The 13405-nt window shown below is 36.4% G+C and carries 14 protein-coding genes; 3 read left to right on the forward strand and 11 right to left on the reverse strand.

From position 1 onward, the window contains the following. Window positions 1-28: 28 nt before the first annotated feature. From DBR39_RS13335 to DBR39_RS13380, 10 genes are all read right to left on the reverse strand, one after another. Window positions 29-1087: a diphosphomevalonate/mevalonate 3,5-bisphosphate decarboxylase family protein gene (locus DBR39_RS13335; protein WP_124533842.1), complete on the reverse strand. Its 1059-nt coding sequence runs from the start codon at window positions 1085-1087 to the stop codon at window positions 29-31. A 129-nt stretch (window positions 1088-1216) separates the two neighbouring features. Then, window positions 1217-2986, reverse strand: a complete 1770-nt coding sequence (locus tag DBR39_RS13340) for an AMP-dependent synthetase/ligase (protein WP_124533844.1) — start codon at window positions 2984-2986, stop codon at window positions 1217-1219. Then, the gene (locus tag DBR39_RS13345) at window positions 2983-3996 is read right to left on the reverse strand and encodes an NAD-dependent epimerase/dehydratase family protein (protein WP_124533846.1); all 1014 of its coding nucleotides are present in this window, start codon (window positions 3994-3996) and stop codon (window positions 2983-2985) included. Before DBR39_RS13345 ends, DBR39_RS13340 begins: the two co-directional genes overlap by 4 nt. A gap of 497 nt (window positions 3997-4493) precedes the next feature. Beyond that, window positions 4494-5498, reverse strand: a complete 1005-nt coding sequence (locus tag DBR39_RS13350) for an MvdD family ATP-grasp ribosomal peptide maturase (protein ID WP_124533848.1) — start codon at window positions 5496-5498, stop codon at window positions 4494-4496. Beyond that, window positions 5491-6447, reverse strand: coding sequence for an MvdC family ATP-grasp ribosomal peptide maturase (locus DBR39_RS13355; protein WP_124533850.1), 957 nt, complete (start codon window positions 6445-6447; stop codon window positions 5491-5493). Before DBR39_RS13355 ends, DBR39_RS13350 begins: the two co-directional genes overlap by 8 nt. A gap of 75 nt (window positions 6448-6522) precedes the next feature. Next, window positions 6523-6750 carry a microviridin/marinostatin family tricyclic proteinase inhibitor gene (locus DBR39_RS13360; RefSeq protein ID WP_124533852.1) on the reverse strand — a complete coding sequence of 76 codons (228 nt, stop codon included), beginning with the start codon at window positions 6748-6750 and terminating at the stop codon, window positions 6523-6525. Between the two features lie 52 nt (window positions 6751-6802). Continuing rightward, window positions 6803-7042: a microviridin/marinostatin family tricyclic proteinase inhibitor gene (locus DBR39_RS13365; RefSeq protein WP_124533855.1), complete on the reverse strand. Its 240-nt coding sequence runs from the start codon at window positions 7040-7042 to the stop codon at window positions 6803-6805. Window positions 7043-7156: 114 nt separating this feature from the next. Continuing rightward, window positions 7157-7936, reverse strand: a complete 780-nt coding sequence (locus DBR39_RS13370; protein WP_124533857.1) for an alpha/beta fold hydrolase — start codon at window positions 7934-7936, stop codon at window positions 7157-7159. 104 nt (window positions 7937-8040) lie between these two features. Then, window positions 8041-8760, reverse strand: a complete 720-nt coding sequence (locus DBR39_RS13375) for a pyridoxine 5'-phosphate synthase (protein ID WP_124533859.1) — start codon at window positions 8758-8760, stop codon at window positions 8041-8043. A 173-nt stretch (window positions 8761-8933) separates the two neighbouring features. Next, window positions 8934-10202 (reverse strand): mechanosensitive ion channel family protein, encoded by a 1269-nt coding sequence (locus tag DBR39_RS13380; RefSeq protein ID WP_124533861.1) that lies wholly within the window; start codon window positions 10200-10202, stop codon window positions 8934-8936. A gap of 272 nt (window positions 10203-10474) precedes the next feature. On the opposite strand from DBR39_RS13380, the gene DBR39_RS13385 reads away from it, so the two are divergent. The 3 genes from DBR39_RS13385 to DBR39_RS13395 all read left to right on the forward strand — a co-directional run bounded on the left by DBR39_RS13385 (window position 10475) and on the right by DBR39_RS13395 (window position 12755). After that, window positions 10475-11659 carry a carboxypeptidase-like regulatory domain-containing protein gene (locus DBR39_RS13385; RefSeq protein WP_228447833.1) on the forward strand — a complete coding sequence of 395 codons (1185 nt, stop codon included), beginning with the start codon at window positions 10475-10477 and terminating at the stop codon, window positions 11657-11659. Window positions 11660-11737: 78 nt separating this feature from the next. Then, window positions 11738-12229 (forward strand): DUF456 domain-containing protein, encoded by a 492-nt coding sequence (locus DBR39_RS13390; protein WP_124533863.1) that lies wholly within the window; start codon window positions 11738-11740, stop codon window positions 12227-12229. A 16-nt stretch (window positions 12230-12245) separates the two neighbouring features. Further along, window positions 12246-12755 (forward strand): hypothetical protein, encoded by a 510-nt coding sequence (locus tag DBR39_RS13395; protein WP_124533865.1) that lies wholly within the window; start codon window positions 12246-12248, stop codon window positions 12753-12755. Here DBR39_RS13395 and DBR39_RS13400 read toward each other — a convergent pair. Then, a complete protein-coding gene (locus DBR39_RS13400) occupies window positions 12742-13383 on the reverse strand; it encodes a uracil-DNA glycosylase (protein WP_124533867.1) in 642 nt (213 codons plus the stop codon). The two genes, DBR39_RS13395 and DBR39_RS13400, sit on opposite strands and share 14 nt — an antisense overlap. Window positions 13384-13405: the final 22 nt, after the last annotated feature.

Raw genomic sequence — 13405 nt, forward strand, 5'->3', positions numbered from 1 at the left:
AAAGCCCACTTTTTTTGAATATTTTTTTTTAAAACTTCATCACATCCTTCACTACTCCATTCTTCTGCGTATGCTGTAATAATTCAGCTTCAATGAAGGTTTTGATCTGTTCTTCAGAATCATTGCTTGGAAACAGAAGGTGAACATTGGCTCCTGCATCCAGGGTAAAGAATAATGAAAGTCCGGTTTCTCTTCTAAAATCCCAGATTTTATTGATGACTTCCAGGGTTCCTGTTTTCATTAGGATAAAAGCTGGATCACTCATCATCATCATGGCATGCAGTGTAAGTGCTTCATGCTCTACCAGCTTGATAAAACGTTCCATATTTCCACTTTTCAGGATCTCTTTCATGGGAACAAAGTTTTCCCTTGCTTCCTGGAATCTCCTTTCTGCGTAAGGATTGGTATTCATCAAACCGTGTCCTACCGTTGATGAAACACTTTTTTGTCCTTCATGAATTAACAAAACCCAGTCATTAAAGTTTTTAAATACCTCATGAATTTCTGTATCCGGATATTGTACTCCAAATAGATCAGAGCTTCCTTCTACCTCATCAGTTTTTCCCCATACCACAAGTCCGTTGTATAAACTTCGGCATGCACTTCCACTTCCAAGTCTTGCTAAAAATGAAGCTTTTCTCAAAGATTCTTCTTCGGACATTTTCCCTGTAAATGAAGCATCCAATGCCATCAGACATTGTGCAATCGCTCCAAATCCCGAAGCTGAGCTCGCAATCCCTGAGCTATGCGGAAATGTATTTTCTGTTCTGATACTATATCTTCCTTTTAAAATCCAGGGAAGGTACTGTTCTATATTTTTGAAATATTTCTCAATTTTTTCAGCAAACTTCACTTCTTCATTTCCAGCCAGAAAAGTCTGTACTGAAAAAGGCTCATCCGCTATAAATTCCATTGAAGTATTGGTTTTACAGTGGTTTAGAGTATAGCTGATACTCGGATTGGCAGGAATCTGATTGTCATATTTTCCCCAGTACTTAATCAGGGCAATATTGGACGGACAGCTTTCTGAAACCGTTTGTGTATGAATGCTGAAATTTTCTTTTCCTATAAATTCTTGTGTCGTCATCGTTTAATTTAAGTGATAAAACTTTTAACCGCCCCGTCTAAAATTCTTTGAATTTTTGCTCCCCTCCAGAGAAAGGGAATTTTCACTTCTTCATTTCTGATATACGTGAAACCAGGAGATCAAAAACTCTTAGTACATCTTCTCTATAATATCTGCATATTTTTTGATCACCACATTTCTTTTGACCTTCAATGTAGGAGTGATTTCTCCTGTATTGATATCAAATTCTGCAGGCATCAAAGTGAATTTCTTCACTTTTTCATAGTCTGCCAGGTGGCTCTGTAATTCTTTAATTTTTTCTTTGTAAAGGTTGATTACCTTCTCATTTTTTACAGCCTCTACCCAATTGGTAAAAGGAATATTATTTTTCTTGATATAATCCTGTAAAAATTCAAAATTAGGAACAATTAACGCCGAAACAAACTGTCTTCCTTCCGCAATCAGCATGATCTGCTGGATAAAATTATTGTTGGTCAAAAGGTTTTCAATCTGTTGCGGAGCAATATATTTCCCATTGGAAGTCTTCATCAGATCTTTGATTCTATCCGTAATGATCAGGTTTCCTTTATCATCAAATTTTCCTGCATCACCGGTTTTGAACCATCCATCTTCCGTGAACACTTTCTGGGTTTCTTCAGGTTTGTTATAATATCCTTTCATGATCCCGTTACCTCTCGCCTGAATCTCATCACTTTCTCCGATACGCATTTCTACTCCCGGCAAAGGTTTTCCGCTTGTACCATGTTCAAAATGAGTTAGAGGGAAAAGAGTCAATGTTGCGGTAGTTTCTGTTAATCCATAGCCAACAGTCACATGAATTCCCACTGAATCAAAGAAACGGGTAACTTCCGGTGAAAGAGAAGCGCCACCGCATGGTAAAAACCAAAGTCTTCCGCCCATTTTTTCTTTAATTTTACTGAAAACCAGCATATCTGCAACAGATTCTTTGAGTTTCAATACAAAAGGAATCGGTTTTTCATTTCTTTTCAATTCAGCAGTTTCCCATCCGGTTTTAAGCGCCCAGTCAAAGATTTTCTTCTTCAATGATGAACCTTCTTCCGCTTTTTCCAGAACTCCTGCATATACTTTCTGAAAAAATCTTGGTACAGCACACATCGCAGTAGGCTTTACTTCCTCCAATGCTTTAGCTATATTTTTAGGATCTTCCAGGAAATAAACACGGGCACCACCATATAAACAAAGTAAGCTCCAGCTTCTTTCAAAAACATGGCTTAAGGGTAAGAATGCCAGTGAAAGCTCTTCTTCAAAGTTTTTAAACTTAAAAAATTCAAAGTGAGAATCGAATGCTTTAATGAAATTTCCATGGGTAAGCATTACTCCTTTTGGTATTCCGGTGGTTCCGGAAGTATAGATCAATGTGGCAGTATCATCATTTTCTTTCTTACAGAACTCCAGCTCTAGTGAAGCTTTTGCAATAAAGTCTTCAAGATAAAAACTATTAAATTCCTTCTTGATCCACACTGCTTTTTTGGAAACGATAATTGTTTCCAGATTATTCTCTTCTTTATGTAAAAATTCTAAACAAGCATCATACTGCAGCTGGTTGCCTACTAAAACAACTTTAGCTCCGGAATCGTTGATGATATGTTCTGCCTGCTCAGCATTATTGGTTGAATAAATAGGGACCGTAACAGCACCAATAGCCATTGAAGCAAGGTCCACGATCATCCATTCGGATGAATTATCTGAATAAATAGCAACTCTGTCATTTTCCTGAACACCCGCTTCTTTTAAGGAATTGGCTGTTTTAAAAATAATCTCACTGAATTTTTGCCAGCTCAGCTCTTTCCAGGCTGCATCTTTCTTTTTAAATCCGATGGCCGCTTTTATAGGATGTTTTTCTACATTTTTAAGGATAATTGCCTCTGCAAGATTCATTTCTTCAGCTTTTTGTCGTTAATATAATTATTCAGGTGAAAGTCTATACTTTCTTTTACAGGAATAAACTGATAATTCAGCTTTTCTTTGACTTTGTGATTGGAAATGGTGTTGAATGATGAAATGGCCTCAATATTTGATTTGGTAACCATTTTCAGTTTCGGGATCAGCCATCCGAAAAGGGTGTTGGCAATTCTTCCGATATTTAATATAGATTGTGAAAGAATTCTAGCATCTTTAAGCCCAAGACGGGTTCTCACTTGTTTTGCCAGGTCAGCATATCGGTTGTTTTCAGCAACAATGATAAAACGTTCTCCAAAAAGATTATTTTCCATCAGCCCGATTGCAGTATTGGCTACGTCTCTTACATCAACGTAGGCAGAACCACCGGAAAAGGTAAAACTATTATCTTCAAAGGTCGAGAAAAGTTCCCCGCTGCTTTGGCTCCAGTTTCCACTTCCTACGATCATTCCCGGATTGATAATGATTGTATTCAGACCTTCTGCTGAGGCTCTCCATACCTCCATTTCTGATAAGTGTTTTGAAATAGCATAGGCCGAGTGTTCCAGTTTTGGATTAAATTCAGAATCTTCATCCAGCTCTCCTTTTTCATTGAAATTATCAAGAACGGCAACAGAACTTACATGGAGAAATTTTTTCACGTCTGATCCTTCACAGGCAAACAACAGGTTTTCTGTACCCTTGATATTTGTACGGTACATTTCTTTTTCATCTTTTGGATGAAAACTTACTTTTGCGGCACAGTGATACACCTCATCTACACCTTGCAGTGCAGTTTTCAAAGAATCCAGATCATCAAAATCTACGTTTACCCATTCGATCTTATTGAAAAAATCGTCGGGATTCTCCGTATAAAAGCTGTATGAATGCCTTACTTCGTTTAAATTGCTGCCCGGTCTTTTGGAAGCACGTACATTTTCACCTCTTTTAAGAAGTTCCAGTACAATTATTCTTCCCAGAATTCCGGTAGCACCCGTTACAAAAATCATTAATTATGTTGCTTGATTGCTGACTAAAATATAACAATATTTTCTATCCGGCAATTCTTCGGAATCCTGTGAAAATTCTTCTGAAAAACCGCTTTTGCAAATTTGCGATTTTTAAAGCATAATTCAGCTTAATTTAACCAATATTATCATTTTGAAAACGATAAACATGAAAGTTTTCACCACAAAAGTCACAAAAGTTTTTAACCGTTTTTCGTTTAATCGAGATACAAGCTTTGCATGAAAAAGTACACCTAAGTTTTGAGACTATAGATTTTTAAACATCGAAAGGATATTTAGATTCCTAACTACAAAAATAACATTGAAAAACATTACAATGGTTACAAAATATTCCAACTGAAAGAGCAAAAATTCCCTTCCTCTGGAGGGGTGTCAAAAGTTCTTTGAATTTTTGCCGGGTGGTTCCAGCCGATTCAATAAAAAAGTCCTGAAAGAATTGACAACTTTCAGGACTTTTATGATGAAAAAACACTTTGTTTTTAAGCCATCACCTCATTATTTCTTCTTGGAGCCTTGTCACAGAGAACATCTGCAATACTCTTGGAAATAAGGTTTCCTTCTGTAAGATTATCCAGCCAGAAGAACTCCCCTGCGGCATTGATCTCAATAAAGTAATATTCGTCTTCAGGAGAAACAATCATGTCTATTGCACCATAATCTACATTGTAAATATCAAGCAGCTCCAGCAGCTTTGCTTCTACATCTCCCGGAAGTTCTGTTCTGATCCATTTATCAATGAGATTTATTCCGTCTTTTCTCCAGTCTACTTTGGCATCTTCTGACTGTTGAGAGTCTATTTCAAATGCATAGACATCTCTTCCCACAATGGTAATACGAAGTTCTTTTTTCTTTTGAATCATCTGCTGAAACTGCATTGGGCAGTACAGGAGTGAATCCAGCTCTTCCAATTTATCTTCACTGACAACGTTTGTAAAAACTACATTTTCAACCCCGTCTTCATAGATCGCAAAACCGGTTTGCATTTTGGCCACTACATTCTGATGTTTTATAATAAATTTTCTTGCTTCATCAGGATTGTTGGTCAGACAGGTTGCCGGAATGGTCAGGCCTAATTTATCCGCGATTTTCAACTGTTCTTCCTTACTGTCAAGTCTTCTGTAAACACTTGGTTTTCCTAAAGAATACGCATCTACCGATTCGAAGAAACCAAAAAGAGTATTGCGGATCTCGCCCATTGTTGCTCCGTAAAACTTAGAGTCTATCTCTTCTTTCAGTCCTTTTCCGATATTGTAGGCTCTTCTGTACCAAATGGCTGAAATATCATCCAGGCGATGTTTTGCCTCAGGAGTTTCAAGGTAGCTTATCCATTCTCCATCCTGGAAAATGGTAGACAGTTTGTTTTGTAAAGGATATACGTCAACATCAAAGCGAATGACTTCACAGCCGTTTTGGCCAATATATTCTGTTACTTTTTCAATTGAAAAATTATCTGCGGTATGGGTTATAATTAAAATTTTATTCATGGAAATTAATTCTTTTGATAAGATTGTCGGCAATTCTTTCTGCAATGGGAAATCCCAGTTCTTTCTGCAGCATTCCCCATTCTCCCTGTGGATTGACTTCAAGGAAATAATAAGCTCCATCTCTTCCTTTGATCATATCGATTGCTCCGATATAAAGCCCCATTTCATTCATCATGGAAGTAAGATTGGCTTTCACAGAATGTGGCAGTTCATAGGCTGACCAGAAATAACCTTCACGAGCAACTCTCCAATCTGCGTTTTCGCTGTTATTAATTTTTCCTGTGAAGAAATCACCGTCTACATAGACGATTCTTAATTCATATTCTTTATCAATATAAGGTTGAAAAATCATCGGGCAGTATGCGATATCTGACAGATGTTCCAAAGATTCTTCTTCAATAACAGTCGTGGAAATCATGTTTTCACCTGACATCGTTTTTGCTGTTACTCCATGAAGTTTAGCGATTGCTTTTCCCTTACAGTATTGATGGAAAAATGTTGTTATTTTTTCTGCGTTATTGGAAAAAAGGGTTTTAGGAATGGTCAGGTTATTTTTTTGAGCAATTTTCAGCTGAAATATCTTATTTCCATCGACCTTTTTTTCATTTTCATAAGGATTGATCCAGGGAATATCTTCTAAAGCTGTCATCAGATTATACCTCAGACTTCCATATTCATTCAGAAAAATTCTTTCATAATCCTGATCCAGTTCTTCAGGAGCATTAATTTTCCAGGCTTTTCTGTGCCATACTCCTTTAATAGAATCGGAATGGATTGTATTTCCGGATTCGTCAGTTAATTCAAACGAATTTTCATGAATACTAATCTTCTGAAGATGATTCAGCCGGTCAGAATTCAGTCTGAAATAAGGGATATTTTTGGAGGTCAGATATTCGAAAAAGAGATCGATATTATAAAAATCCTGTGAATGAGTGATGCAGAGAATCATTTGCCGGTTTTTATTAAAAAGGGAAACTTAATGTCTAAGTTTCCCCCTATTATTTTTATTTATATTCTACTTATTTTATAGTGGAATAGTAATGGTATCATCATCACCGTCAGATGGATATTTCATCGTATGCATCATATCATCTTTTGGAGATGTTACAGTGTCTACTGAAGGTTTTGTGATCATATCTCTTTCAGGAATTGAAATAATATCTGTTCCTCCTTTTACCGTTTCCGGATCTTTAACCTGTTTTTCTAAAAATGATGCGAAAAACGGCTTTTTCTTTGAGCTGTTGCTTTTCATAATATTTAGTTTTAGTTTGATATATAATTTAGCTTACGCTTTCGTATATTTCTTACAGTTCAAAAACATCATCATCTCCGTCAGATGGATATTTCATCGTAACATTATCATTATCAGGCGTTGTAACGCTATCTTCAAGTGCTGAAGTAGTGATATGATCCTTGATTACCGAAGTAATCTGGTCTGCAAGTTTTGAAGTAATAGCTCCTCCTTTCACCGTTTCCGGGTCTTTAACTTGCTTTTCTAAGAATGTTGCAAAAAAAGGCTTCTTTTTTGAATTTTTGTTTTCCATAAGTTAATATTTTTATTGTTTTGGAAATCCAAAGTACAAAAAATTCAAATCATGGAGAAATAATATTAAATTTTAATATAAATTTAACATAATATCAAAAATCAAAGGATAAAATTAATTTAATTCCAAAAATTCCTTGACAACGTTTGCAAAATCAACCGGATTTTCAGCCTGTACCCAATGTCCTGCATTTTTCACCGTTACCACTTTAGCCTTTGGAAACTGCTGCTTGATTCCGAACTCATCCTGAGGCAGGATATAATTGGACTTTTCTCCTGCTATAAAGAGTGAATCTCCTTCAAAAACACCGAATTTAACAGCGTTGGAAACAAATTCATTATATTTTTCGGATAATGTTTTAAGATTAAATCTCCAGCCAAGTTTTTTATTTTCATCCCAATACAGGTTTTTCGTTAAAAACTGTATCGTAGATTTTTCCGGGATATACTGATTGAGAACTTCTTCCACTTCACTTCTTGAGCCCACTGTATTGAAATCAACAGTTTCCAATGCTTTTATAATTCCTTGGTGATGGGGAGGATATGCTTTAGGCGAAATATCCACAACAATCAGTTTATCAACACGTTCAGGATACTTTATGGCAAACTGCATCACTGCCTTTCCTCCTAAAGAGTGTCCCAGAACATGTGCTTTCTGTATTCCGTAATGATCCATATAGCGGGCAATATCATCTGCCAGATCATCATGAGACATACTTTCCGAATGAAAGCTTCTTCCGTGATTTCTGAGGTCGATCAGGTGTACAGGAAGATATTCTCCCAGGTCTTTTCCGAAGCTTCCCCAATTGTCAAGCATTCCAAATAGTCCATGGAACACCAACAACGGCGTATTAGTTAAGTTTTCGCCGAATATTTTTGAGTTTAAAATTTCCATTTTTTCTTAGAAGTTAGATATGAGAAACTAGAAGTTAGATAATATGAGAGACCAAAAACGAAGTGTTACTCACTTCTAATCTCTAACTTCTAGTTTCTTATTGATTACCATTTTGCCAGTCTCTTCAAATAAGCCTGAACCGTATTTTCCAATCCCATATAAAGCGCTTCAGAAACTAAAGCATGTCCGATAGATACTTCCAAGAGGTTGGGAATGGTATCTGCAAAGTACTTCAGATTTTCTAAGCTTAGGTCATGCCCAGCGTTGATTCCCAATCCGAAATTGGTAGCTTCAACCGCTGTATCATAATAAGGTTTTATTGCCTGTTCTTTATGAGTCAGATAATTTTTTGCGTACGCTTCAGTATACAGTTCAATTCTGTCTGCTCCGGCCTTCGCTGCATATTCCACCAATTCTGGTAAAGGATCAAGGAAAACAGAAGTACGAATCCCTGCATTTTTAAATTCTGCGATGATCTCTGTAAGAAAATCCAAATGCTTTTTAGTGTCCCAGCCTGCATTAGAAGTAATCGCATCATCAGCATCCGGCACTAGGGTTACCTGCTCCGGTTTAACATCCAATACCATATCAATAAAGCTCTGATGAGGATTTCCTTCAATATTAAACTCAGTCGTAACCAATGGCTTCAGATCATAGACATCTTTTCTTGTGATATGCCTTTCATCAGGTCTTGGGTGAATGGTAATTCCCTGTCCTCCAAATTCCTGAATTTTTACAGCTGCTTCTGTAACACTTGGGGTTTCACCTCCTCTTGCATTTCTTAACGTCGCAATTTTATTAATGTTTACGCTTAGTTTTGTCATTTTTTATTTTAGATGTTAGATATGAGATGTAAGAAGTTAGAAGCTTGGCTGGAAGTAAAATCCAGACTTCATACTTCAATTGATTCTTCTACATTCATGATCATTTAAAAATTTAATTTAAAATTTATAGAAAAGGGATAAAACTTCCTGCTTCCCTCTTCAATCTTCCTGCTTTATACTTTTACGCTTACCTGCATCACCTGAAGCTCAAATTCTTTTGAGGCGACCAATAAATGGTCAAAAATATCTGCCTGAATCTGCTCAAAACGCTCCCATTTGGAATCACTGGCAAAACAGTAGACTTCAAGCGGCAGCCCTTGAGGGGTGATATCCAGCTGTCTAACCATTCTGGTTCCGGTTTTATCTACATCCGGATCATTTTCAATATATTTCTGTGCATAATATCTGAAAACCCCAATATTGGTAAGCTGTCTTCCGTTCACAATTTTATCTTTATGTTCCAGACTTTCTTTTTCTTTTTTGATCTCAATATTTCTTTCTTCAAGGTAATCTGAAATAAGATTAATTTCCTTTAGACGTTCAATATCTTCATCTGTCAGAAACTTAAAAGAATTGATATTAAAGTAGATTGATTTTTTTATTCTTCTGGTATTAGATTCAGACATGACCTGCATATTCTTGATCTCAGTGGTCATCAGATCATAGGTTGGAATAGTGGAAACTGTCTTATCAAAATTGGTAATTTTGGTTGTCAAAAGGCTAATATCTGTAATATTTCCCTCGATGCTGTATTTGGGGATGCTTACCCAGTCGCCTACTTTCAGGATTTTAGAAGTAGCCACATGCAGTCCCGTTACAAATCCTAGAATTGTATCTCTGAAAACAAGTACCAGAACAGCGGTAATAGCCCCCAGACTTCCTACAATAGTGGTTCCTTTGATCCCAAAGATTACACAGATTCCTACTACTGTAAATACAAAGAGTCCTAAAATTTTTACCGTTTCTGAAATGGCATTAAGGGCCATAATTTTATAAAAATCCTGTTTGATGCTAAAATAATTTCTAAAAGCAGTCAGTGATCTGTACAACATCCCGGCAAGTATTAATACCAATCCCAAATTGACACATCTAATAATAAAGATGGTTGTTTTGGGCAGTGCATTTTCCGGAAATATAGATCCTTGTATGGACCCAACCACGATCAAAGCAGCAAAATGAGCTACAGAATTGGTGATTTTAGACTGATAAATAGATTTTAAGATGGGAAACTTCTCTTCATTATGAAATAACCGAAAAATAGAATTGATAATAAATTTAAAAACAAAATCGGTAATTAAAAGCAAGACAAGAAGTAAACTAAGTTTTACAATAATATGAAAAAACCAGTCCAGCCCAGTTGGTGAAATCCGGGTAATATAGATGTAAAGCTGCTCGCTCAGCTCCTGTATAAAGTTTTTGGTTTCTTGTAACTGGTCATTCATTACAGCAAATTTATGAAATTAAGAATCATGATTTTACTATTCACAATCAATTTTCATCCCAAAAAGTATTTACCCTAAGATATTTGACAAAAATTTTTCATAGACCATATCATAAAATATCAAATCCCTCATAACACTTAATTATAAATGAAAAATTAACTATAAAAATCATAATAAAATAAATAATATTAAAAATAATTACAATTTCAATGTTTTAATATTATTTATTTATTAAATTTGGTTAAAACTAAACCCATCAAAATCAATTAAATATGAAACAAAATTATTTGTTAATCATGCTATGCACTCTTGTGCTGTTAGTAAACTGTAAAGGCAGTGAGGATTCAGCCAGTCCAGAAGACTCTAAGCCAGTATTAACCGGAAAGGTAGAAGGCAAGGTCTTTGCTAAAAACGGCACAAAACCCATTGGCGGTGCTATTGTATTCACTATTGATAATAAAAATCAGGTCTATCATACCTATTCCAATACTGATGGTACGTTCAGCCTGACTGCCCCTGAAGGAAATACGACCCTTCACATTCAGACCGGGAATGGTCTTAATTTTAGAACCGAGACTCCTGTTACCATTAAAAAGGATGAAGTAACCAGCGTTCCCAGCAAAGATTCAAAACTGAATCAGGTTGCAAAAATAGCTTATGTAGAAGGCAGTTATGACGAGATAGAAGCTATTATTACAAGTCTTGGCTATACAGCAACAGAAATTAGCTATCATGATTTAAAAAATTTCAACACCATTTCTCAATATGATATTATTTTCCTGAATTGCGGTTCACGTAATCTTACACAGACAGGGACCAACAATCCAGGTAATGATCTTTCTGTTTTCAATAATCTCTCTACTTTTATAACGAATGGTGGAAGCATTTACAGTTCAGACTGGGCAGCAGCGTATCTGGTAGGAGGAGATAAAAACGCTCCCTACTGCGGTGTTTATGGAGGCTTTCTCGATCTTCCAAAAATCTGTTTTAATACGAATGGGAATGTCGCTATGTATAACAACTGTAGTGTTTCCAATACTGCTATGGCTTCAGCAATAGGATTTAATACATTAAATATTCAGTATGATCAGCCTTTGTGGCAAAAAATACAGCATTATGATCCTTTGTTCTGGGAAGTATTGGTACAGAAAGATAATGAACCACTGATGATAAGAACCAATAAGTATGTGGATACAACAGCTCCTAAGATCTCCGTGGGAACGTCTTTAAACAATAATCACATGACAATCTGCCATCATACAGCAAGTGGCAGCAATATTACCATTACGATTAATCAGAATGCATGGAATGCCCACCAGGCACACGGTGATTATACGGGATCATGTACAGGAACTACCAATAGCGGAAATATCTATTATACTACATTCCATAACCACGCAAGTGGAAATATCGGTAAGTCAGGACCGATTCTGGAATACGTAATCTTAAATTTGTAATAAAATTTTATAACTCGTTCTCAAAGTGGTCTTTTATAAGGCCACTTTTTTTATATTGCATCTATATTTTTAAAACGAATGGATACAACGATTATTAATATTTTCTGCCTTATTTTATTATTTGTAGGGATATTGGGAACTTTTCTTCCTGTTTTGCCCGGTCTTTTGCTGAGTATCTGCGGACTTCTGATTTATAAATTCGGGACGGATGCGGATCTGTCTATGATTTATATCTGGGCATTCGGAGTTCTTACATTGGCTTCGGTAGTACTAAGCTACGTGATTCCGGCAAAGACCAACAGAAAATATGGAGGTACGCGCTGGGGAAGTATCGGTTCTGTAATAGGGACCATTGTCGGAATATTTATTCCAATCCCATTAGGCTTTCTGATCGGAATGTTTGCAGGAGTATTTATTGGTGAATTACTTCATGACAGTAAGGATATGAATAAAGCTTTACAATCTACTAAAGGAGCACTGATTGGATTCATTTATGGAACCGGATTCAGTTTTGTGGTAGGAGTGGCAATGTTTTTGGTAGTACTTCTTAATATGTTCAGTGTCATTTAATTAAATATTAGAAACTATGTTCCATAAAGTTATCATACTCAGTCTGGGAATTTTTGCATTAACGGGATGTGATGCCCAAAAGAAATCTAAGATTAATCCTAAAGCTTCTGAAATGCAAACCAATCCAAAAGCTATGAATTCCAATGATCAGAAAGACGGTATTCTGTACTTCAATGAAGGTGAGAATAAGTTTTTAAAGGAATACCAGATGAATGTTACATTCAAAGGAATTTCTGAAGACAGCCGCTGTCCTGAAGGGGTCAACTGTATCTGGGCCGGAGCAGCTGTAGCCCAGGTTGAAGTAATGGGAACTGCAACCCGGCCTGCTATTTTAAACCTTGCCAGTACAGATTATCCGGGAAGGAATTACCACCAGTCGGCAGAATTTAACGGATACGTCATTACATTACAGGATGTTGCTCCATACCCGAAACAACAGGATGGAACAAAAGCATTAGCCGGAAAATATAAAATCGGAATTACGATAAAAAAGGCAGGTCAATCAACAGATTCTACCAAGAAATAGGCTTCTTCCCTTTGGAAATAAGATATTCATTAATTTTTGAAAACGGTTTACTTCCAAAAAAACCTCTGTACACTGAGAATGGTGAAGGGTGTGCCGATTTCAGAATAAAATGCTTAGCCGGATCTATAAGTTCGGCTTTTTTTTGTGCAAAAGCCCCCCACAATACAAATACCACATTCTCTTTTTTATCCGAAATTTCCTTAATGATAAAATTAGTGAATGTTTCCCAGCCGAGATCTTTGTGAGAATTAGGGGAATGGGCACGAACCGTTAAAGTGGCATTCAATAGTAAAACGCCTTGTTTTCCCCAGTCTTCAAGTTCTTTGGAAGTTCTTACGACGCCCAAATCGTCTTTCAATTCAATAAAAATGTTCTTAAGTGACGGTGGCGTGGCAACCTGCTCAGAAACAGAGAAGCACAAACCATTTGCCTGGAAATCATTATGGTAAGGATCCTGGCCAATAATTACAACTTCAACATCGTCAAAAGCTGTGAGCTCCAATGCTCTGAAAATCTGATTTTTCGGTGGGAAAACTTGAGTCGTTGCATATTCATTCTTTACTTTCTCCCAAAGGGTTGTAAAATATTCCGTACTCTTTATTGGGGCTAAAATTTCTGTCCAGGTCATACTGCAAAAGTAATAATATTAA

The sequence above is a fragment of the Chryseobacterium sp. KBW03 genome, from assembly GCF_003852415.1.
Lineage (GTDB): Bacteria > Bacteroidota > Bacteroidia > Flavobacteriales > Weeksellaceae > Chryseobacterium > Chryseobacterium viscerum.

Excerpts from the sequence above, each read along its gene's own strand:
- DBR39_RS13335 (WP_124533842.1), bottom strand. The coding sequence starts at position 1,087 with ATGACGACACAAGAATTTATAGGAAAAGAAAATTTCAGCATTCATACA.
- DBR39_RS13340 (WP_124533844.1), bottom strand. The coding sequence starts at position 2,986 with ATGAATCTTGCAGAGGCAATTATCCTTAAAAATGTAGAAAAACATCCT.
- DBR39_RS13345 (WP_124533846.1), bottom strand. The coding sequence starts at position 3,996 with ATGATTTTTGTAACGGGTGCTACCGGAATTCTGGGAAGAATAATTGTA.
- DBR39_RS13350 (WP_124533848.1), bottom strand. The coding sequence starts at position 5,498 with ATGAATAAAATTTTAATTATAACCCATACCGCAGATAATTTTTCAATT.
- DBR39_RS13355 (WP_124533850.1), bottom strand. The coding sequence starts at position 6,447 with ATGATTCTCTGCATCACTCATTCACAGGATTTTTATAATATCGATCTC.
- DBR39_RS13360 (WP_124533852.1), bottom strand. The coding sequence starts at position 6,750 with ATGAAAAGCAACAGCTCAAAGAAAAAGCCGTTTTTCGCATCATTTTTA.
- DBR39_RS13365 (WP_124533855.1), bottom strand. The coding sequence starts at position 7,042 with ATGGAAAACAAAAATTCAAAAAAGAAGCCTTTTTTTGCAACATTCTTA.
- DBR39_RS13370 (WP_124533857.1), bottom strand. The coding sequence starts at position 7,936 with ATGGAAATTTTAAACTCAAAAATATTCGGCGAAAACTTAACTAATACG.
- DBR39_RS13375 (WP_124533859.1), bottom strand. The coding sequence starts at position 8,760 with ATGACAAAACTAAGCGTAAACATTAATAAAATTGCGACGTTAAGAAAT.
- DBR39_RS13380 (WP_124533861.1), bottom strand. The coding sequence starts at position 10,202 with ATGAATGACCAGTTACAAGAAACCAAAAACTTTATACAGGAGCTGAGC.
- DBR39_RS13385 (WP_228447833.1), top strand. The coding sequence starts at position 10,475 with ATGAAACAAAATTATTTGTTAATCATGCTATGCACTCTTGTGCTGTTA.
- DBR39_RS13390 (WP_124533863.1), top strand. The coding sequence starts at position 11,738 with ATGGATACAACGATTATTAATATTTTCTGCCTTATTTTATTATTTGTA.
- DBR39_RS13395 (WP_124533865.1), top strand. The coding sequence starts at position 12,246 with ATGTTCCATAAAGTTATCATACTCAGTCTGGGAATTTTTGCATTAACG.
- DBR39_RS13400 (WP_124533867.1), bottom strand. The coding sequence starts at position 13,383 with ATGACCTGGACAGAAATTTTAGCCCCAATAAAGAGTACGGAATATTTT.